This window comes from Mycobacterium simiae, assembly GCF_010727605.1.
Taxonomy (GTDB): domain Bacteria; phylum Actinomycetota; class Actinomycetes; order Mycobacteriales; family Mycobacteriaceae; genus Mycobacterium; species Mycobacterium simiae.
This window is the reverse complement of record NZ_AP022568.1, coordinates 817,899-841,375: the sequence shown is the minus strand read 5'-3', so window position 1 is coordinate 841,375 and position 23,477 is coordinate 817,899. Positions and strand designations below refer to the sequence as shown.

At 69.2% G+C, this 23,477-nt stretch carries 4 protein-coding genes and 1 pseudogene; all 5 read right to left on the bottom strand.

Annotated elements, in window-relative coordinates; translation table 11 throughout:
* Positions 1 to 2: 2 nt before the first annotated feature.
* Positions 3 to 5,429: a type I polyketide synthase gene (locus G6N33_RS03805; RefSeq protein WP_101528594.1), complete on the bottom strand. Its 5,427-nt coding sequence runs from the start codon at positions 5,427 to 5,429 to the stop codon at positions 3 to 5.
* Positions 5,430 to 11,939, bottom strand: coding sequence for a type I polyketide synthase (locus G6N33_RS03800; RefSeq protein ID WP_163771462.1), 6,510 nt, complete (start codon positions 11,937 to 11,939; stop codon positions 5,430 to 5,432).
* Positions 11,936 to 16,462: pseudogene (locus tag G6N33_RS03795) on the bottom strand (type I polyketide synthase). The gene G6N33_RS03800 and the pseudogene G6N33_RS03795 overlap by 4 nt, the downstream one beginning before the upstream one ends.
* Positions 16,462 to 21,267: a type I polyketide synthase gene (locus tag G6N33_RS03790; protein WP_163771460.1), complete on the bottom strand. Its 4,806-nt coding sequence runs from the start codon at positions 21,265 to 21,267 to the stop codon at positions 16,462 to 16,464. The pseudogene G6N33_RS03795 and the gene G6N33_RS03790 overlap by 1 nt, the downstream one beginning before the upstream one ends.
* Positions 21,264 to 23,015, bottom strand: coding sequence for a long-chain-fatty-acid--AMP ligase FAAL26/FadD26 (gene fadD26, locus G6N33_RS03785; RefSeq protein WP_044510707.1), 1,752 nt, complete (start codon positions 23,013 to 23,015; stop codon positions 21,264 to 21,266). Before fadD26 ends, G6N33_RS03790 begins: the two co-directional genes overlap by 4 nt.
* Positions 23,016 to 23,477: the final 462 nt, after the last annotated feature.

Sequence of the window (23,477 nt, the reverse complement as noted above, 5' to 3'; positions counted from 1 at the left end):
GCCTACTGTCCTCGCTTTCGCCGCATCGCGGCTCCGTGGCGCGCCGCGGCGCGCTGTTGTGCCCGGTCGCGAACCGCGTTACCCCGTTCGGGGCTCTGTTCGGGCTCGGCGAGGCCGAGCTGGCGGATCACCTCGACCGTGAGGTCGTGCAGCGTCGCCCCTTGCAGAATCATCGCCACCGGTGGCTCGATACCGAAATCCGCACGGGTGGTGTTGCGGATGCGCACGGCCATCAAGGAATCCATGCCGAGTTCGGTCAGCGGTGTCCCGGTGTCGATCGCCGACCGATCCGCGTAGCCCATCACCCCCGCGATCCGGCTGCACAGTCGTTCTCGCACCGCGGCCCGGGCCTGTCCCGGCTCGAGTTCGCCGAGCGCGCCCGGTCCGGCCCAGTCGCCGCCATAATCGTCGAGGTCGAGCTCGGCGACCACGTTGGCGAAATAACCGAGGTGGCGGATCTCCGGGAAGGCCACCATCGCCCGGTCGGCGCGCAGCCGCGTGACGCCGGTGCGGCACCGATCGGTGGCCAGCAGCGCCTCCATGGCCGCGATGCCCTCCGCCGGACTGATCGGGTCCAGCGGGCTGCCGACCAACGACTGCGCCACACCCACCTCCGACCACGGGCCCCAATTGATCACCGCCGCAGGCATTCCGGCGGCGCAGCGCCAGCCCACCAGCGCGTCCAGCCAGGCGCTCGCGCACGCGTAGGCGCCCTGCCCGGCCGACCCGAGCAGCGAGGCGGTGGTGGAGAATCCGACCCACCAGTCCAGCTCCCGGCCGGTGCTCGCCTGGTGCAACCGCAGCGCACCGGCGGCCTTGGGACTCCATACCCGCTCGAAACTCTCCCTGCTCATCGACAGCACCAGGCTGTCGTCGATCACGGCGGCGCCGTGCACGATGCCCCGCAGCCGGCGATCCCCGTCTTCGGCCGCCGTGACGAGCCGCTCGGCCACGCCCGCGGCCGCGATGTCGCCGCAGACCATCGCGATCTCGGCGCGGTTCTCCAGCTCCGCCAGCACCGTGCGCTGCTCGTCGGAGGGCTCGCCGCGTCCGTTGAGCACGACGCGGCCGGCGCCGGCGTCGACGAGCCACCGGGCGAACACCAGGCCGAGGCCGCCAAGACCACCGGTGACGATGTAGGACCCGCCCGGCGCGACGACGGTGTCGCGAACCGGTTCGCCGAGCGCGGCGCGGCGCAGCCGTTCGGCGTACCGTCGCCCCTCGCGCCAGGCGATGATGTCGTCGAAAGCGGTTGCTACATCCGCTGATTGGAGTTCGGCGGCCAGGGCTGCGGTCGGATCCCCGGCGGTATCGAGGTCGACGAGGGTGGTGCGCAGGTCGGGGTGCTCGTAGGCCAGGACGCGGACCAGGCCGCGCAGGGCGCCGATCGCGGGCCGTCCGGGTTCATCGTGTACGGCGAGACCGCCCGGGGTGGCCAGCCACAGCCGCGGGGAGCGGCCGTGCCAGCCGCCGAGGATGGCCCGGGCGACCGTCGAGACCGCCCACACCGAATCCCGGGCCCGGGCCAGACCGGCGTCGGTGAGCGACGGGGTGTCGGCGGGTCCGTCGTCGACGAAGGCGACGACGCCGACGGGCGGGCGTTCGGGATCACCCGAGGTTTCGGCGAATGCGGCCAGCACGGCGGCCTCGTCGTAGAGGTCGGCGGTGAGCACCCGGCGCGCCGGGGAACGCCACCGCTGCGCGAATACCTCGGCGTCGGCGCCGGCGCCGGTGAGCACCAGCCAGCTGCCCGGGGCCTCGGACACCGCCGGGGTAACCGGTGCCTCGACCCAGCTGGTGTCGAAGACCTTCTGCGCCAACGGTACCGGCGCGCTGCGTCGTTCCACCCGCCGCAAGTACAGGTCGTTGATCTCGGCGGTGACGTTTCCGGCGTCGTCGGTCAGGGTGAGCTTGCCGAGCTTGCCGGCACCGCCCTCGTCGAGATTCATCAGCCGGGCCCGGCAGTGGGCGCGCCGGCCGGGATCCCCGTATACCCGGATTGACTCGAATGATACTGGAAGATAACTGATCTCGGCTGCAGCGCCGGTCACCCCGATCTCGTCCTGGGAGTCCGGCATCGCCGCGACCAGACTCTGTAGGGCGGCGTCGAGCAGTACGGGGTGGATGCGGTAGCCGGGATGCCGGGGCGCCCCGTCGGGCAGGACGATCTCGACGTCCACCGAACTGTCGGGCTGCCGATGGATTTGGGTCAGCGCGGCGAAGGCCGGGCCGTGATGCTGGCCGGTCGAGCGGAGCGCGGCGTACAGGTCGGCCGGGGACACGGGGTGGTCGCGGGTGCCGGGCGGCTCCTGGTGCGCTGCGCGATCCGGCTGAGACACCGCGGCTTTGGCCGTCGCGTGTCGGGTAAAGCCGGCCGGGGTGCGGGAATACACCTCGATGCGGGTCTTGTCGTCGGCGCCGCGGGTCAGCTGCGTTGTCAGCCGGGTGTGCGCGTCGAGCGGGAGCATCTGCTCGACCTCGAGCTGATTGATCACCACCGCATCGACCGGCTTTCCCAACGCCTCACTGGCCGCGGCCAAGGCGATCTCGGCGAACCCGGCGGCCGGCATGATGGCCTGACCGAACACCCTGTGGTCGGCCAGCCACGGGCACACGTCGGTGCCGACATCGGCCTGCCACACGTGGTCGTGGCTGGAGGGAACCTCGACGTGCGTGCCCAGCAGCGGGTGCGTGTCCACCGAGTCCGAGCTCGCCGACCGGTCCGCCACCCAGAACTGGGTGTGCTGCCACGGGGTCAGCGGGAGGTCGGCCAGCGGGCGCCCGGCGTCGGCCGCGGGCAGTTTGCCGACCGTGGCGAGTTGGGTGTGGAAGACGATCGTGTCGTCGGTGTCGCGCTGCAGCGTGCCGATGGTCCGGCACCGGGCCCGGATCGGCATGTCGGCGAGGGTGTCGTCGATGGCGTGGGTCAGCACCGGGTGCGAGCTGATCTCGATGAAGGTGTGATACCGCGCAGCCGCGGTCGTGATGGCCTGGTGGAAGCGCACCGGGTTGCGCAGGTTGTCGGCCCAATAGTCGGCGTCCACGGTGCGCTGAGGTTGCTCATCGGTGGTGCTGATCATCGGAATGGCCATCGGCAGCGGGGTCAGATCGGCGAGCGCGGAACGCAATTGCGGCAGCACCGGGTCGATGATGGGGTGATGGGAGGCGACGTCCACCTCGATGCGGCGGGCCAACCGGTTTTGCGCGGCCACTTGCGCGATCACCGCATCCACCGCGTCCGGCGGGCCGGCGACCACGGATTGGCGCGGGGAGGCATGCACGGCCAGCGTCACCTGCGGGTAGTCGGCGATCAGCACGGTGGCGGCCTCGGCGTCGAGTTCCAGCAGCGCCATTGCGCCCTGCCCGGCCAGTTGGGCCATCAATCGGGAGCGGGTGGCGATCACCCGCAGGCCGTCGGCGGGAGTCAGCGCGCCGGCCACCACGGCGGCCGAGACTTCGCCCATCGAATGACCCACTACCGCGTCGGGCGTCACGCCGTACCCGCGCCACAGCGCGGTGAGCGCGAGCTGCACGCCGACCAGCACCGGCTGAACGCGGTCGATGCCGGTTATTTCGGCGCCATCGGTGAGGGTTTGCCGTAGCGAAAAACCGGTGTGGGCAACGAAATCGGGCTCGAGTTCGTCGACGGCCGTGGCAAAGGCCGGCTCATCGGCCAACAACCGCCGACCCATGCCGGCCCACTGCGAGCCCTGCCCGGAGTAGACGAACACCGTTCCCGGCCCGGTGAAGCCGTCCCGGTACGCCGAGACCGCCGGGCCGGGCCGGCCGGCGGCCAGCGCCCGCAGGCCCGCGACCGCGTCCGCGTGATCCCGCGCGACCACCGCCGCGGTCTTGGCGTGGCGGGGCCGACGATGATTCAGCGTCTGGGCCGCATCGGCCAATGACGTGGTGGCGCCCGGCCCTTCCAGCCACTCGGCCAGGTGGGTCGCCAGCGCGCCGGCCCGCTGCGGTGTCTTGCCGGACACCACCAGCGTGGACACTCGACTCTCGGATGTGTTGGCCGACAACGACTCCGGTGTGGGCTCCGGTGCCTGCTCCAATACCACGTGCGCGTTGGTGCCGCTGAGACCGAACGACGACACGGCCGCGCGCCGCACGCCCGCGGGCCAGCGGGTGGCCTCGGTGGGGACGAACAGCCGGGTCGACGCCGGGTCGATGGCCGGATTCCACCGAGTGAAGTGCAGGTTCGGCGGAATCTGCCCGCGGCTGACGGCCAGCGTCGCCTTGATGAACCCGGTGATCCCGGCCGCGGCCTCCAGGTGGCCGATGTTGGTCTTCACCGATCCCAGCGCGCACCTGACATCGCCGGACCCGTGCGCCGATCCGTAGGTCGCGGCCAGCGCTTCGAATTCGATCGGGTCGCCCAAGATCGTTCCGGTGCCGTGGGTTTCGACGTAGTTCACGCTGTCGGCGGTGGTGCCGGCCAGGCGCAGCGCGGTGCTGATCACGTCGCGCTGCGCGGCGGCGTTCGGGGCGGTCATGCCGTTGGATCGGCCGTCCTGGTTGATCGCCGAACCGCGGATCACCGACAGCACCCGATCGCCGTCGCGGATGGCCTCGGCCAGGCGCTTGAGCACCACAACGCCGCAGCCCTCGCTGCGCACGAACCCGTCGGCCAGGGCGTCAAACGTCTTGCAGCGCCCCGTCGGTGACAGCGCCGACCATTTGGACAGCGCGATGCTGGTGAACGGCGACAGCATCAACTGCACCCCGCCGGCCAGCGCCACGTCGCTTTCGCGCAGACGCAGGTTCTGACATGCCAGGTGTAGCGCCACCAACGACGACGAGCACGCGGTGTCGACGGCGACCGCCGGCCCGCGCAGCCCGAGCAGATACGAGATCCGTCCCACCGCGGCGCTGTGCGGGTTGCCGGTGGACATGTACGCGTCGATGTCGGCGCGACGCTCCAGGTTGACGATCGTGTAGTCCCACGCCGACAGGCCCATGATCGCCGCGGTGCGGGTGCCGTTCAGCGAATCGGGCGGCAGCCCGGCGTGTTCGAGTGCCTCCCAGGCGACTTCGAGCAGGATCCGCTGCTGGGGGTCCATCGCCTCGGCTTCCCGCGGGGTGATGCCGAAGAAGTCGGCGTCGAACCCGGCGACGTCGTCGACGAAGCCCCCCCATTTGGTGGTCATCCGCCCCGGCGCCTGCGGGTCGGGGTCGTAGAACGCGTCGGCGTCCCACCGTTGGGCCGGCACCACGTCGACGGCGTCGCGGCCGTCCATCAACAACTGCCAAAAGCTGTCCGGCCCAACCACACTGCCCGGTAACCGGCAGCCGATGCCGACCACCGCGATCGGTTCGGCAACGTCGGTGGGAAACGCCGTCCCCGCCCGTACCAATTCGCGTGCCAGGACCTCGCGCGCCTTGGGTGACATCTGCGCCGCGCGCTCGGCAAGACTCGTCATCTACTCACTGCCCCCGGTTGCCGTCTCCAGCTCGCTGGCCGCCACGAGGTCGGACAGCAATTCCATCTCTTCATCCGATAGCTCGGATTCGCCCTCCGGTGCCGGTGGGTCCGCGGTCATCGCGGCGTAGCCGAGCCGCTCGCACAGCGCGCCGGCCAGATCGGTGATGGTGGGGTAGGCCCAGACCAGGGCGGCGGGCAACATGGTGCCCAAGCTCGCTTCGAGCCGGTTGCGCAACTCGAGCGCCATCAACGAGTCCAGCCCCAACGACTCCATCGGCCGGTCCGGGTCGATCGGGTCGGTCGAGCGCAGCACCGCGCGGATTTCGCCGGCGATCGCGGCGGCCAAACGCCGTGGCCGCTCGACGGGTTCGCAGCCATCCAGCTCCGCGCGGATCGCACCGCCGCCGCGCCGCTCGGCGGTGCTCGCCTCCTGCAGCTTGGCGAACAGTGCCGAACCCGCCGCGGAGGGAAAGGACTGGAACCACTGCCGGGCGTCGAGGCTGAACACGCCGGTGCGGGCCCGGTCGGCCGCCAGCACCCGCTGCATCGCGGCCAGGCCCTGCTCGACGGTGATCATGGCGACGCCGAGGTCGGCGAAGAACTGGGCGCGACCCACCTGAGCCCAAGGCCCCCAGTTGATTCCGACGGCCGGCAGGCCCAGCGAGCGTCGATACGCGACGAGGCCGTCGACCCACGAGTTCGCGGCGGCGTAGCTGCCCTGGCCCGGGGCGCCCAGCAGGGAAGCCACCGAGGAGAACGTCAGCCACCAATCAACGTCGAGATGGGCGGTGGCCCGATGAAGGTGCCAGCTGCCGTCGACCTTCGGCGTGAACACCCGCCGCGCGGCCGCGTCGGTGATGTTCAGCACGGTCTCGTCGTCGAGAACCATGGCGCTGTGCAGAACTCCGGCCACCCGGAAACCGGCGTCGTGGACCGCCTCGACCAGCCGGCCGGCCGTGTCGGCGGCGGCGATATCGCCGGTGATCACCTCGACGCGGGTCCCGGTGTCGTTCAGGTCGGCGATCGCCGACCGGATGTCCTCGTCGGGTTCCGAACGGCCGTTGAGCACAACCATTCCCGCGCCTTGGGCGGCCAGCCACTGCGCGACGACGAAACCGAGACCGCCCATGCCGCCGACGATCAGATACCCGCCGTCGGGGCGCACCAGGGGTTGGGGGGGCGGTGCCGCGATCGCCTCGAGGTCCCCGCCCGCCGGTATCGACACGACGATCTTGCCGGTGTGCCGTCCGCCGGCCATCAGCCGGAACGCGTCGGCCGCGTCGGTGAGGGGGAATTCGGTGACCGGAAGCACTCGCAGGCGCCCGTCGGCCACGTGGGCCAGGATGCGGCCGAGCATCTCCCGATACCGCCCCGGGTGCAGTTTCAGGTTCAGGTCGAGGTCGACGACGGCGAACGACGCGCTCTTGGCCAGCGCCGCCAATCCCAGGCTGGCGTCGGCGTGCACGTCCTTCTTGCCCAGCTCGATGAACCGGCCGCCGGGAGCAAGAATTTGCACACCGCGCTGAATGGCTTCGCCGGGAAGCGAGTTCAGGATGACGTCGACACCGTAGCCGTCGGTGAGCTCGAGGATTTCGTCGGCGAAGTCCGCGCTGCGGGAGTTGCCGACGTACTCGACACCCAGCCCGGCGAGCATCTCGCGCTTGGTGTCCGATCCGGCCGTCGTATAGATGCGGGCGCCGATCATCCTGGCGATGGACACGGCGGCCAATCCGACGCCGCCGGTGGCGGAATGGATCAGCACGCGTTCCCCGGCGGTCAACCGGCCGACGTCGCACAACGAATGCCAGGCGGTCAGGTAGGCGATGCCGAAGGCGGCGGCCTCGCCGTCGGGCAGCGCGTCCGGGACGGGGGCGACCAGGTCGGCAAGTGTGGTCATGTGGGAGGCGAAAGTGCCAGGGCCGAATGCGATCACGCGCTGCCCAACCGCGACCGTGTCGACATCTGGGCCGACGGCGGTCACGAAGCCGACACATTCGCCGCCGATCACCGGCGGGCCGTCCAGCCCGGGATATACGCCCATCGCCTTGAGCACGTCGGAAAAGTTCAGGCCCGCGGCGACAATGCGCACTTCCACCTGTCCGGCTGACGGCGAAATGCGCTGCACCGCATGGAGTTTGAGCTCGTCGAGTCGTCCCGGCTGGTCGATCTGCAGCCGGACGGCGGCACCGCCGGCCAGGTTGACCACAGTGCGGCGGGGTTCGGCGGCAAGCGCACCGGTCGGGTCGACGGGTGCCGGCGTCAGCCGGTTGACATAGCGCCCTCCGTCGCGCAACGCGATCTCGTCGTGGTCCGCGCCGGCGAGTAATTCTTCGGTGAGGGCGGCGACCGGGCCGCAACCGTCGGCGTCGATGTCGACGATGGTGGTTCTCAGCTCCGGGTGCTCGAAGGTCAGCACCCGCGCGATTCCGCGAAGTGTGGTCTGCGCCAGGGTGATTCGATCGTCGGTCTCGACCTGCTGGGCGCCGCGGGTGACGATCCACAGCCGGGGACTGTTCCTGGCGCCCAGTCGCGTCACCGTCTTGGCGATGTCGGCGATCAGTAGGGTGCGCGACCGCGCGAGATCCAGCTGCGCCACGTCGTCGAGCGCCTCGTCGGCGCAACGAGGCGGGCAGAGCACCACAATGCTGTCCCGCGGGGTGCGGGTGATCGCCTCGCGCAGGCCGGCGACGTCGGCGGGGGAGACCACGTCGATCTCGGTGGCGCCGTCTCGCAGCGACGACCGCAGTGCCGGCAGAAACTCGTCGCCGCCGTGCTGTTGATCGGCGGGATCGCCGATGAGCAGCACGGCCCCGAGCGTTCCGACGGCCTTGTCTCGGGGTGTGGCTTCCCATTGCACCGTGAACAGCTGGCCGCCGTCTTCGGTGGCGCCGCTGTGTGATCCGAGTACAGCCATCTCGACCTCGTCGATGACGAGCAGCGCCCGCCCGTCCGAATCGGTCAACGTGACCTGGCCGCAGAGCCGGTCCGCGGTGTCGGTGGCGGCCAGGGATCCGATCGAGTGGACGCCGTCGGTGATGTCGCCGTAGACGTGCACACCGGCGAAACGGATGGGCAGCACCAGGGTTTGGCGGGCGGTCTGCCCGCCGGCCAGATCGGTCGCCACCCGGGTGGCGCCCAGGGTCTGCACGGCGATGTCCATCATCACCGGGTGCAGCGCGAAGCTGCGGGATCCGGTTCGGGCCGCGGCGGGCAACCGCACGTCGGCGCGGGCAGCACCGGACTGCGCGACGGCGAGTCCGACGATGCCGCGGAAGGCCGGGCCGTGTTGTTGTCCCGCGCCGCGCAGCCGCTCGTAGAGGTCGTCGGGGTTGAGGTCGTCGGTCACCTCGTCGAACACCGGTGCCGGCGGCCGGTCGTCGATGGCCCGCGCGACGGTGGCCGTGGCGTGCTTGACCCATCCTGAAGTGGCCGCGCGCGTGCGTATTTCGACGCGGCAGGCCTGCTCGTCACCGGTGAGGGTGGTGACCAGCACGGTGTCGTCGGCGACGGGCAGCATCTGGTGCAGGCTCAGGTCGCGGATCATCCACCCCGAAGTGTCGCCGAAGGTGTCCGTCACCGCGGCCAGCGCCACTTCGGCGTAGGCCGACCCCGGCAGCACGCACAGGTCGTCGATCACGTGATCGCCGAGCCACAGCAGGTCCGGCCGCAGATCGCATTCCCAGATCCGGGTTCCGGTGGTCGGGTCGGTGACGCCGATGCCGAGCAACGGGTGGGTGTCCGCGGTGTGGTGCGCAGGGACGGTCGGCTCGATCCAGTGCCGAGTGTGCTGCCAGGGCGTGGTGGGCAGGACCGGATGCGGCTCGGCGGGGTGCGGGGTCTGCGGCGGGTGAGTGGTGTGGGTGGTGTTCAGGTTGGTGTGGAAGGTCAGCGTGTCGTGCGCGTCGCGCAGCAGGGTGCCCAGGCTCAGGTAACCCCCTCCGCCATATCCGTTGCCGTCGGCGTCACGCGCGGCCAGGGTTTCGTCGATGGCGTGCGTCAACAGCGGGTGTGCGCTGATTTCGATGAAGGTGTGGTGGGTGGCTGCCGCTGTGGTGATGGCGTGCTGGAAGTGGACTGGGTTGCGCATGTTGGTGGCCCAGTGTTCGGCGTCGAAAGGCGGGGTGGTGGTGGGGTTTTGGTAGGTGGTGGAGATGATCGGGATGGTGGGGGGTTTGGGGGTGAGGTCGGCCAGCTCGGTGCGCATCGCCGGTTGCAGGGCGTCCATGGCCGGGTTGTGGGGGGCGACTTCGATGTTGACTGGGCTGGCGAACTGGCCCTGGGTTCGGACCGTGTTGATCAGGGCGTTGATCTGGGTGGTGGGTCCGGAGATCACGGTTTGGCGTGGGGAGGCGTAGATCCCGACTGTGACCTGGGGGTGGTTGGCGATGAGGGCCTCGGTGGCGGTGGCGTCGAGTTCGAGCAGTGCCATGGTGCCTTGTCCGGAGAGCGGGGCCATCAGCCGGGAGCGGGTTGCGGTGACCCGCAATCCTTGGGCGGGGGTGAGGGCGCCGGCGACGACGGCGGCGGCGACCTCGCCCATGGAGTGGCCGATGACTAGGTCTGGGGTGATGTCGTGGGAGCGCCACAGCGCGGTCAGTGCCAGTTGCATGCCGATCAGACCGAGCTGGATCTGCTCGATGCCGTCGAGGGGTTTGCCGGTGGCGATCATCTCGTGTAGTGAGAAGCCGGCCTCGGTGAGGAAGGTGGGTTCTAGTTCGGCGATCGCGGCGGCGAAGGCGGGTTCGTCGGCCAGGAGTTGGCGGCCCATGCCGGGCCATTGCGAGCCACGTCCGGAGTAGACGAACACCACACCCGGGCCGACCGGCACCTCGGCCGGGGTCACGACGCCCGGGGCGGGTTCGCCAGCGCCGAGCGCGCGCAGCCCGGCGACAGCCTGCGCACGATCGGCGGCCACCACCGTGGCGAACTTGGGCAGCCGGGCCCGGTGATGATTGAGGGTGTGTGCGATGTCGGGCAACGCCACATCGGCGCCGGGGCCGTCCATCCAGTCGGCCAACGCCGCCGCCGACGCCGCCACCCGCTGCCGCGTCTTGCCCGACACCACCAACGTCGACACCGTCGGGCCGGTTCCTTGCGGCGGCAACGTAACCGGCGTCGGGGCCTGCTCGAGCACGACGTGCGCATTCGTGCCACTGACGCCGAACGAGGACACCCCCGCCCGGCGCGGTTGCCCGGTGCTAGGCCAGGGCGTGTCCTCGGTGGCGATGGCCAGCCGGGACGCCACCTCGCCGGCGTGCGGCGTGAGTTGCCGGAAGTTCAGGTTGCGGGGGATGCGGCCGTGCCCCACGGCCAGCACGGTCTTCATGAATCCGGCGATGCCGGCCGCTGCCTCCAGATGACCGAGGTTGGTCTTGACCGCGCCCAGTACCAGTGGTGGGCGATCGGCGCGGTCAGCGAAAACCTTGCCCAGCGAATCTAATTCGATCGGATCACCCAGCGGTGTACCGGTGCCGTGTGCCTCGATGTAGTCGATGTCGGCCGGTGTCAGCTTGGCCGACGCCAGCGCCTGGCGCAGCAGCGCCTGTTGTGCCGGGCCGTTGGGGACGGTCACCCCGCTGCTGGCGCCGTCCTGGTTGACCGCCGAACCACGCACCAGCGCGAGGACGCGGTTGCCGTCGCGCTGGGCGTCGACGAGCCGCTTGAGGACCACGACTCCGGCGCCCTCGCTGCGGACGTACCCGTCGGCGCCCGCGTCGAAGGTCTTGCACTGGCCCGCCGGCGACAGCATGCCCCAGCGCGAGCAGGCGATGCTGGTGCCCGGCGTGAGCAGCAGATTGGTCCCACCCACCAGCGCGGCATCACTTTCCCGCCAGCGCAGGCTTTGGCAGGCGAGGTGGATGGCCACCAGCGACGACGAGCACGCCGTGTCCAGCACCATCGCGGGGCCGCGGACGCCGAGCAGGTAGGCCAACCGCCCGGCGGCGAAGTTCGCCGAGTTCCCGGTCAGCACATAGGCGTCGAGATCTTCGGGCCGTACCGTGCCGGACATCCTGAGCATGTAGTCATAGGCGGTGACACCGACGAATACCGAGGTTTGGCTGCCGCGGATGGTATGCGGCGCAATGCCGGCGTTCTCCAACGCTTCCCACGCCACCTCGAGGAACAACCGCTGCTGCGGGTCCATGGCCGCCGCCTCGCGCGGGGTGATGGAGAAGAATTCCGCATCGAACTCGTCGGGCTCCCAGTCGGACAGGAACCCGCCCTCGCGGTTGCAGATGGTGCCCGGCACGGTGTGGTCTTCGGTGTAGAGGGCGTCGGCGTCCCAGCGTCCGGCCGGGACCTTGACGATGCCGCTGCGCCCGTCGCGCAACAGGTCCCAGAACTGATCGGGACTGTTGACGCCGCCGGGGAAGCGGCAACCCATGCCGACCACCGCGATCGGTTCGGTGCCCGCCTTCTCGGCGATCTCCAGGCGCGCGGACAGATCGTCGATCTTGTGCAGCGCTTCGGCGATGATCGCCCGGCGATCCGGTGTCGGGGTGGTCATGACGACCCTCTGAGTCTTTCCGAAAGTTGTTCCAACAACTCGGCTTCGCTGAATTCGTCGTAGGCATCCGCATCCGGCCGCTCGCTGTCATCGGTGAGCTCGGGCAGCGTGGTGGCCAGGTGATCGGTGAGGCTGTAGACGCTCGGGTAGTCGAAAACGACGGATGCGGGCAGGAATTCACCGAGCACATCGGATAATGACCGTTGCAGCGTCACGCTCATCAGTGAGTCCATGCCGAGTTGGAAAAATCCGGTGGCGGGATCGAGTGATTCGCTGGGTGGCAGTCCCATCACCTTGGCGGCCAGCCGGGCGACCTGGTCGAGCAGCATCTGGTGACGTCGTTCCGGCGGGCAGGTGCGCAGGGCTTTACGGAATGCGCTTTCCGGCATGGCCGTATCCTGCGGATCCGGCAGTAGCTCGTCGAGGATGCGCAGCGAGCCGCGGGTGCGGTAGGCGGCGGCCAGCAGCGGCCAGTCCGCGTCGACGACGACGGAATGCATGCCCGCGCCGGGACTCATTGCTCGCGCCAGGGCGCCGATGGCGGTTTCGTCGTCCATCGGCCGTAAACCCGATCCCATGCTGACTTGGCTGAAGTCGTGTTCGGCGTCGGCCAGTGATTGCCACAGTCCCCAGTTGACGGTGGTGGCGGGCAGGCCCATGACGCGCCGCGCGTAGGCGAGTGCGTCGAGGTAGCCGCTGGTGGCGGTGTAGTGGGCCAGCCAGCGCGACCCGGTCAACCCCGAGATGGAGGAGAACAGCACGAAATGGTGCACCGGCTTCTCCAGCGTCAACCGGTGCAGCACAGCTGCGGCATCCAGCTTGGGTGCGAACATCGCCGTGACATCGTCGTTCGTCATCTCGCTGAGCAGCACCGGCTGACCGGCGAACGCGGCCAGGTAAATCCCGTCCAGCGGGGGCAGGTCGGCGCCGAACCGGTCGAACAGGGTGCGCATCGCGGTTTCGTCGGTGGCGTCGGTGGCTTCGGTGATGAGGGTAACTCCCTGTGTCGCAAGGGTTTCGGTGAGTTCCCGTAGCCGCTGTCCCGGGTTGCGGGAGACCGCGACGATGGTGGTGGCTCCCATCCGGGCCAGCTGCCGGATCAGGTGCGGGCCGATATTGCCGGTCGCGCCGATCACCAGCTGGCATGCTCCGACATCGAGCGTCACCTCGTCGGCGGGCAGCGGGCGTTTCCGCAGCCGCGGCACATGGCGACGCCCGGACCGGTACACCACCTGGTCCTCGCCGTCACGGGCGGCGGCCTCGTCGAGCACCTGCCGTGCCACCAGCTGGACCGGTACCGAGGCGTCCAGATCGATGATGCCGCCCCAGATTTCGGGGTGCTCGAGGGCGAGCGTGCGTCCTAGGCCCCACAGCGCGCCATGGGCGGGGCTGGCGTGCTCGCCTTCGGCAATGGGCTGCGCATTGCGGGTGACGATGAACAGCCTGACCGGCGAGTTACTGGCGGCCATTGCCGCGGCGAGCCGGCGTACCTGATGGAACAACTGGTAAGCCGTCCCGACGTCAAGCGGGTCGACCGGGGCGATCGGCGCATACAGGACATGGTCGACGCCGGGCAGCGCCTCGCCGAGCGCGGCCGGCTCCACATCGCAGTTCCGCACATCGGCGAGACAGCCCAGCTCGGCGGCCAGGGCGGCGTCGCCGACCACCAGCCACCGGCCGGCGGCCGCGCCGCCGCCCTCGGGAAGGGATGTCGGCTCCCATGCTAGGCGCAGCGACCAGTCGTCGAGCGGCCCGCCGCGGGCTGGAAACGCCTGCCGCACAACGCTATTGCGCTGTTGTTTCGGTGCGTCGGCGGCCAGGTCGGCGGCGAACCAGTGGTGGGTGTGGTGCCAGGGGGTGGTGGGGAGATGGGGGTGCGGTTCGGGGGATGCGGGGTCTGTGGTGGATGGGCGGTGTGCACCCTGTTGCGGTTGGTCCGGAACGTCACGGTGTCATCGGTGTCGCGGTGCAGGGTTCCCACGCAGGTGTACTTGGTTCCGTGTTGGGCGTTGTGCAAGGTCTCCAGCACCGCTTGGGTGAGTAGGGGGTGTGCGCTGATTTCGATGAAGGTGTGGTGGGTGGCTGCCGCTGTGGTGATGGCGTGCTGGAAGTGGACTGGGTTGCGCATGTTGGTGGCCCAGTGTTCGGCGTCGAAAGGCGGGGTGGTGGTGGGGTTTTGGTAGGTGGTGGAGATGATCGGGATGGTGGGGGGTTTGGGGGTGAGGTCGGCCAGCTCGGTGCGCATCGCCGGTTGCAGGGCGTCCATGGCCGGGTTGTGGGGGGCGACTTCGATGTTGACTGGGCTGGCGAAGCGGTTCTGGGCGCACCCGGTGGATCAACGTCTCGATCTGCTCGGTGGGCCCGGAGATCACGGTTTGGCGCGGCGAGTTGTAGATGGCCAGGGTGACCTGGGGGTGGTTGGCGATGAGGGCCTCGGTGGCGGTGGCGTCGAGCTCGAGCAGTGCCATGGTGCCTTGTCCGGAGAGCGGGGCCATCAGCCGGGAGCGGGTTGCGGTGACCCGCAATCCTTGGGCGGGGGTGAGGGCGCCGGCGACGACGGCGGCGGCGACCTCGCCCATGGAGTGGCCGATGACTAGGTCTGGGGTGATGTCGTGGGAGCGCCACAGCGCGGTCAGTGCCAGTTGCATGCCGATCAGACCGAGCTGGATCTGCTCGATGCCGTCGAGGGGTTTGCCGGTGGCGATCATCTCGTGTAGTGAGAAGCCGGCCTCGGTGAGGAAGGTGGGTTCTAGTTCGGCGATCGCGGCGGCGAAGGCGGGTTCGTCGGCCAGTAGTTGGCGGCCCATGCCGGGCCATTGCGAGCCACGTCCGGAGTAGACGAACACCACACCCGGGCCCGCGGGGCCTGGGTGTGGGCCGACCACGCCGGGGGCGTGTGCACCGGCGGCGAGCGCGCGTAGGCCGTGTACCGCGTCAGCGCGGTCGCGGGCCACCACGGTGGCGAACGTGGCCTGCCGGGCCCGGTGATGATTGAGGGTGTGTGCGATGTCGGGCAACGCCACATCGGCGCCGGGGCCGTCCATCCAGTCGGCCAACGCCGCCGCCGACGCCGCCACCCGCCCCGCCGACTTCCCCGACACCACCAACGTCGACACTTCGGTATCCGAGCCGGCTGCGGCGACGGGCGCTGGGTCCGGGCCCTCCTCGATCACCACATGCGCATTCGTGCCGCCGAGCCCGAACGAGGAGACCGCGGCGCGGCGGGGGCCGGAGTCCGACGGCCACGGGGTGTTCTCGACCGGTACGAACAGCCGGGTCGGTGCCGCGTCAATAGCCGGATTCCATTGGGAAAAATGCAGATTCGGCGGTATCTGGCCACGCTGCACGGCCAGTACCGCCTTGATGAAGCCGGCCACGCCGGACGCGGCCTCGAGATGGCCGATGTTGGTTTTCACCGCGCCCAGCGCGCAACGGCCCTCGCCGCGCCCATAGGTGGCGGCCAACGCCTCGAACTCGATTGGGTCACCGAGAGCCGTTCCGGTGCCGTGGCTTTCGACGTAATGCACGCTGTCCGGGGCGACGTCGGCCGAGCGCAGCGCGTCGGCGATCACGTCGCATTGCGCGGCAGTGTTGGGCGCGGTGATGCCGTTGGAGCGGCCGTCCTGGTTGACCGCCGAACCGCGTACCACCGCAAGCACCGGATCGCCGTCGCGCACCGCGTCGGTCAGCCGCTTGAGCACCACCACGCCCGCACCCTCACCCCGCACGAAACCGTCCGCCGCCGCGTCGAAGGTGGCGCAGCGACCATGCGGCGAGAGCAATCCCCAGGCGGAGATGGCGATCTGGGTCTCCGGGCGCAGGGTCACGCTGACCCCACCGGCCAGCGCCAAATCGCTTTCGCGGGACCGCAGGCTCTGGCAGGCCAGGTGGATCGCGGACAGCGACGACGAGCAGGCCGTGTCGACGGCCACGGCTGGGCCCCGCAATCCCAACAGGTAGGAGATGCGGCCCGCGGTGATGCTGTGCGAGTTCCCGGTTCCGGTGTAGGCGTCCACGCTGTCCGGGCTGCCCGCGATCATGGACTGGTATTCGTTGAAGTAGGCGCCCATCATCACGGCAGTCCGAGTGCCGCTGAGGGAATCCGTGGGGATCCCGGCATGTTCGAGGGCTTCCCAGGCGACCTCGAGCAGCATCCGCTGCTGCGGATCCATCGATGCCGCCTCCCGGGGAGTGATGCCGAAGAACTCGGCGTCGAAGCCCGCGATGTCGGGGATAAAGCCGCCCCACTTCGTCGTCATATGGCCGGGGGTCAATGGATCGGCGTCATAGAAGGCCTCGGCATCCCAGCGGTCGGCCGGGATGTCGGAGATGGCGTTGCGCCCTTCGACCATCAGCTCCCAAAAGGTTTCCGGGCCGGTCACGTTGCCGGGGAATCGGCAGCCCATGCCGACGACCGCGACCGGTTCGGTCATGGCGGTTCGCGCGGCCCGGGCGAACTCGTCGGACAAGGCCGCGCGCTGTTGCGCTGTCAGTGCGAGGATGCGGCTGGACACACTTCGCATTAGCCGCGCTCCTCGGCGGCTACCGGGGACGACTCGATGCGGTCGAACAAACTGTCCAGGGTGCTGCCTGCCGACGCGGACAGTTGCGCAATCCGATCGGTACCCGAGTCCGATTGCGGAGCAATCAGGTTGGTGAGGTAGTCGGCCAAGGCAGCGACAGTGGGATGGTTGAACAGCATGGTTGCTGACAGCTCGACGCCGGCAAAGATCTCGGCCTCGCGTCGAATCGCCATGGCCATCAACGAATTCAGGCCCAATTCGGCCAGCGGCCGGTCACCGTCCAGGTCGGATTCGCCGATCCGCAGTTCGCGGGCCACGATGGTGCGCAGGCCGGTTTCCAGTTCGGCATGGATCTGGGCCGGGGACAGCTGCGACCAATCCCGGGCCGGGACGAGCGTCGCGGGCGGGGCGTCCGCCAGTAGCTCGTCGAGGATGCGCAGCGAGCCGCGGGTGCGGTAGGCGGCGGCCAGTAGCGCCCAATCCGCATCGACGACAACCGTTTGCACCCCGGCGTCAGCGCTCATCACGACCGGCAGTGCTTTGCTGGCACGGTCGTCCGGCATGGGGAGCAGACCGGTACCGACGCTGACCTGACCGACTTTGTCGTCGCCATCGGCCAGTGATTGCCACAGTCCCCAGTTGACGGTGGTGGCGGGCAGGCCCATGACGCGCCGCGCGTAGGCGAGTGCGTCGAGGTAGCCGCTGGTGGCGGTGTAGTGGGCCAGCCAGCGCGACCCGGTCAACCCCGAGATGGAGGAGAACAGCACGAAATGCCGCACCGATGTTTTCAGCGACAGGCGGTGCAGCACAGCTGCGGCGCCCAGCTTGGGTGCGAACATCGCCGTGACATCGTCGTTCGTCATCTCGCTGAGCAGCACCGGCTGACCGGCGAAGGCGGCCAGGTAGATGCCCTCCAGCGGGGGCAGGTCGGCGCCGAACCGGTCGAACAGGGTGCGCATCGCGGTCTCGTCGGTGGCGTCGGTGGCTTCGGTGATGAGGGTAACTCCCTGTGTCGCAAGGGTTTCGGTGAGTGCCCGTAGCCGCTGTCCCGGGTTGCGGGAGACCGCGACGATGGTGGTGGCTCCCATCCGGGCCAGCTGCCGGATCAGGTGCGGGCCGATGTTGCCGGTCGCGCCGATGACCAGCTGGCAGGCGCCGGCGTCCAGCGTGACCGGCGACTGCGCGGGCACCGCGTGGCGTTGCAACCGGGGGACGCGCCGCGCACCCCCGCGGTAGACGACCTGATCTTCGCCCGGGTCTAAGCCCTCGTCGCCACCGACCTCGCGCAGCAGCCAAGGCGCGGCCACTTCGCCCGGTACCGAGGCGTCGAGATCGACGATGCCACCCCAGATTTCGGGGTGCTCGAGGGCCAGTGTGCGCCCTAGGCCCCACAGCGCGCCGTGGGCGGGGCTGGCGTGCTCGCCTTCGGCAATGGGCTGCGCATTGCGGGTAACGATGAACAGCCTGGCCGGCGCGGCGCCGGCGGTCATCGCGGTCACCAGACGGCGTATCTGGCCGAACAGCTCATACGCTCGCGCCGGGTCGACGGCCGCGTCCGCGGCGGGCGCGTAGACGACATGGTCGACACCGCTCAGTGCGGAGCGCAGCGCGGGCTCGACGTCGAGCAGCGCGGTCCCCGCCACGTCGATGTGGGATTGCCCACCCGCGATCCCGGCGAGTTCCCGGCCCAACTCGGCGTCGCCGATCACCAGCCACCGGCCGGTGCGGACCACCCCCGCCCGCGGCTCCGGCAAAGGCTGCACCGTCCACTGCACCCGGTAGTACCACGCTTCCAGTGCACCGTCCTGGTGGTCCGACGTCGTGCCGGTCGCCGCTGGTGATCCGTTCTGGGACAACGGCTTCGGTGCCGATGTGACCAAGCTTGCGGGGGGCAGCCAGTGGTGGGTGTGGTGCCAGGGGGTGGTGGGGAGATGGGGGTGCGGTTCGGGGGGATGCGGGGTCTGTGGTGGATGGGCGGTGTGCACCCTGTTGCGGTTGGTCCGGAACGTCACGGTGTCATCGGTGTCGCGGTGCAGGGTTCCCACGCAGGTGTACTTGGTTCCGTGTTGGGCGTTGTGCAAGGTCTCCAGCACCGCTTGGGTGAGTAGGGGGTGTGCGCTGATTTCGATGAAGGTGTGGTGGGTGGCTGCCGCTGTGGTGATGGCGTGCTGGAAGTGGACTGGGTTGCGCATGTTGGTGGCCCAGTGTTCGGCGTCGAAAGGCGGGGTGGTGGTGGGGTTTTGGTAGGTGGTGGAGATGATCGGGATGGTGGGGGGTTTGGGGGTGAGGTCGGCCAGCTCGGTGCGCATCGCCGGTTGCAGGGCGTCCATGGCCGGGTTGTGGGGGGCGACTTCGATGTTGACTGGGCTGGCGAAGCGGTTCTGGGCGCGCACCCGGTGGATCAACGTCTCGATCTGCTCGGTGGGCCCGGAGATCACGGTTTGGCGCGGCGAGTTGTAGATGGCCAGGGTGACCTGGGGGTGGTTGGCGATGAGGGCCTCGGTGGCGGTGGCGTCGAGCTCGAGCAGTGCCATGGTGCCTTGTCCGGAGAGCGGGGCCATCAGCCGGGAGCGGGTTGCGGTGACCCGCAATCCTTGGGCGGGGGTGAGGGCGCCGGCGACGACGGCGGCGGCGACCTCGCCCATGGAGTGGCCGATGACTAGGTCTGGGGTGATGTCGTGGGAGCGCCACAGCGCGGTCAGTGCCAGTTGCATGCCGATCAGACCGAGCTGGATCTGCTCGATGCCGTCGAGGGGTTTGCCGGTGGCGATCATCTCGTGTAGTGAGAAGCCGGCCTCGGTGAGGAAGGTGGGTTCTAGTTCGGCGATCGCGGCGGCGAAGGCGGGTTCGTCGGCCAGTAGTTGGCGGCCCATGCCGGGCCATTGCGAGCCACGTCCGGAGTAGACGAACACCACACCCGGGCCCGCGGGGCCTGGGTGTGGGCCGACCACGCCGGGGGCGTGTGCACCGGCGGCGAGCGCGCGTAGGCCGTGTACCGCGTCAGCGCGGTCGCGGGCCACCACGGTGGCGAACGTGGCCTGCCGGGCCCGGTGATGATTGAGGGTGTGTGCGATGTCGGGCAACGCCACATCGGCGCCGGGGCCGTCCATCCAGTCGGCCAACGCCGCCGCCGACGCCGCCACCCGCCCCGCCGACTTCCCCGACACCACCAACGTCGACACACCAGGGCGGGGCGGCCGGCGACGCGGCGCGACCTCCTGGCCCTGCTCGATCACCACATGCGCGTTGGTGCCGCCGAAGCCGAACGACGACACCCCCGCCCGCCGCGGCCGGCCCGTGTCGGGCCAGGGTGTCTGTGCATCAACAACTTTCATCCGCAGGCTGTCGAAGGGGATGTGCGGGTTCGGTCTTTCGAAGCGCTGGTTGGGTGGAATCTCACTGCGCTGCACGGCCAGCACCGCCTTGATGAAGCCCGCGATCCCGGCCGCCGCCTCGGTGTGACCGAGATTGGTCTTCACCGCGCCGATCAGCAGCGGAGAATCCTCGGGACGGCCGCGACCCAGCACCGTGCCGAGTGCGCGGGCCTCGATCGGGTCACCCAAAAGCGTTCCGGTGCCGTGGGTTTCGACGTAATCAACCATGCCGGGCTGCATGCCGGCGTTGGCGTACGCCGCTCGCAGTACCGCCATCTGGGCGGCCGGATTGGGGGCCATCAAACCGTTGGAGCGGCCGTCCTGGTTGACCGCCGACCCGCAGATCACCGCCAGCACCCGATCGCCGTCGCGCTGCGCGTCGGTCAGCCGCTTGAGCACCACCACGCCCGCACCCTCACCCCGCACGAAACCGTCCGCCGCCGCGTCGAACGCGCGGCACCGACCCGTCGGCGACAACGCCCCGACCTGATCGAAGCCTCGAAACACCGCCGGGGACAACAGCAAATTCACGCCCGCGGCGATGGCCAGATTGCAGTCCTGGGTGCGCAGGCCCTGGCACGCCAGGTGGATGGCCACCAACGACGACGAGCAGGCGGTGTCCACCGTGACCGACGGGCCACGCAGGTCAAGGAAGTAGGAGAGCCGGTTGGCGATGATGCTCATCGCACCGCCGGTGTTGTTCCAGCCGTCGACCCGGCATAGGTCGTTGGACGCGATCACGCCATATTCACTCAGGCAGGCCCCGGCGAACACACCCGTCTGCGAGCGGCGCAGCGAACTGGGCGGTATTCCGGCGTGCTCCAACGCTTCCCACGCCACCTCCAGCAGCAGCCGCTGCTGCGGATCCATCTTGTCCGCCTCGCTGGGCGAGATCTCGAAGAATTCGGCGTCGAAGGCGTCGATGTCGGGCAGGAAGGAGCCCCACCGCGTCGTGCGAGCCAGCGCCGCCGCGACCTCTGGAGTGCCGGTGTCAAACGGCTGCCACCGCTGCGCCGGCACTTCTCCGATCGTGCAACCCCGCTCGAGCAGGAATTGCCAGTAGGTTTCCGGGCCCGTGATCCCGCCGGGGAAGCGGCACCCCATCCCGACGACGGCGATCGGTTCGTCGAGCGAATTGCGGGCCGGGCGCTTGGCCGCGGTCTCGGAGTCGGGGTCGGGCTCGGGTGCGGTGAGATAGGCGGCCAGCGCGTTGATCGTTGGGTGTTCCCAGAACTCGATCGGGGACACGGGTTTCCCCAACAACTCCGACAACTCGCCGGACAGCACGACCGACTCGCGGGAGCTGACCCCGAGGTCGGCCAGCGACAGATCGGGATCGACCTCGTCCGGCGTGCAACCGATGTTGGTCACCAGGTAGTCGACGAGCCAGTGGCGGAGGTCGGCCTCGCCATTGATGCTCGACGAGGTCATACCGTCACATCCAGCCGTTGGAATCCGTCGGTCTGGTAACGCTCGACGCAGGCCGAGCGGCGGATCTTGCCGCTGGTGGTGATCGGGATCGAGCCGGGCGACACCAGCACGAGATCGGCGACGCGCAGGCTGTGTGACTTCGAAATCGCCGAGGTGACTTTGCGCTTCACCGAACGTAGCCGTACCAGTCCTTCTTCGGACGCCGGCTGGCCCTTGAGTTCGATGATGGCCACCAGTTGCTCGGTGATGTCGTCGGGTACCGAGATCGCCGCGACCCGGCCGCCGGTGATCTCGGTGATCGTCGCCTCGATGTCGTCCGGGTAGTGATTGCGGCCGTCGACGATGAGCAGATCTTTGATGCGGCCCATGATGAATAGCTCATCCTCGGAGATGACGCCCAAGTCACCGGTGCGCAGCCAAGGCCCCTCGGCGACACCAGGCGCGGGATGGACGAGTTTGGCGTTGAAGACGCGTTCCGTTTGTTCCGGCTTGCGCCAGTAGCCCATCGTCACGTGGTCACCCCGCACCCAGATCTCGCCGACGGTGCCTGCGGGACTTTCGATCATGTTCTCCGGATCGACAATTCGCACCGAGGCGGGGTCGGGGGAGCCGTAGCCGATGAGTTCGGTCCCGAGGGTGCCCTCGGTGCCGCACGGCACGGCCTGCCCAGCCGTCAAGTGCTCGTAGTCGAAGCGAACCGTCTTGGGCGCCGCGCCGGGCGCCGGCGCGGCCACATACAGCGTGGCCTCGGCGAGCCCGTAGGACGGCCGAATCGCCTTGGGGCTCAGGTGGTATGGAGCGAAGCGACCGTTGAATCGCTTGACGGTGGCGACGTGGATGCGCTCGCTGCCGCTGACGATGCACTGCACGTTGCCCAGGTCAAGTCCCGCCATGTCGTCGTCGGAGGTGCGCCGCACGGCCAGCTCGAACGCGAAGTTCGGGGCCGCCGAAATGCACGGGCCGTTCGTGGCCAGCATGCTGATCCAGCGCGCGGGGCGGACCAAAAACGACATCGGGCTCATCAACACCGCGCTGCGCTGGCCCACCAACGGCGCACACAGCCCCAGAATCAGGCCCATGTCGTGGTACAACGGCAGCCAGGACGTCACGGTCAAGTCGCTTGGCAGCTGTGCCGGATCCCCGAAGTAGGTGTACATGCTTTGGGTCACGTTGGCGATCACGTTGGTGTGGGACACCACGACGCCGGCCGGGGTGCGGGTCGATCCCGACGTGTACTGCAGATAGGCCGGGCCGCCGGAGTGCTGCGGGATGGGCGGCAGCGCGCGCGGGGAGTCCAGATCGAGCAGGTCGACCTCGACGACGAACGGGGCGGGCTGCCCGTCGTGCCCCGTGGCGTACTTCGAGACGTCGCCGACCACTGCGGAGGTGGTGAGGACGGCGACCGGGGCGCAGTCCCGCAGCACCGAAAAGATGCGCTCGTCGTGCACACCGTATTGCGGCGTGGACAGCGGCACCGCGATGAAGCCCGCTTCGAGCGCGCCGAAGAACGCCGCGATGTATTCCAGCCCCTGCGGAGCCAGAATCGCCACCCGGTCACCGGGTGAGCCGCACAACGCGAGTTCCTCCGCGACGACGCGCGCGCGTTGCGAAATCTGCGCCCACGTCACGGTCTCAGCAAATCCCGCCGGGTCGTCGTCGTAATCGATGTAGGTGAATGCCGACGCGTCGGGTTGTTGCTCAGCCCGCTCCTGCAGCAAAGCAGGTATGGACGCATTGGTTACCGGCATGTCGTACCTTCCAGCTCGCTGTCGGCGTACTAACGGCACGCACCCTGTGTGTTGCCGGTAAGCGGCTTTGTGGCTCCTGAACGGAGCCCCCCTAGCACACAGCAGCTGCTGGCGATATTTCTTGGCGCGTCAAGACTGCATGGGCGGAGTCCCCGGTTTCCCTCCCCGCCCACAGCCTTCGTCAGTAAGGTAAGCAATCTAACACGGGGAGCGGACCCGTTTCGGAAAATCCACAGACTTCATACACAGGCATGGGCGAGGACTGTTGATCGATCCCGAAGATCATCCCCGGAAGCCTGTTCGCGCAGGTTAACGCGGTGCGCCCGGCAAGTGGCCGGTGGTGCAATTGATGCCTAAGTGCTTTATGAGCGCTGTGATGTGACCAGCCACACGTTGCGGCCGCCGTTCGGGTCGCTTGGTTTTGGGACCAGCGCACCGTTTTGGGCGGGGGCGCGGGCGGTC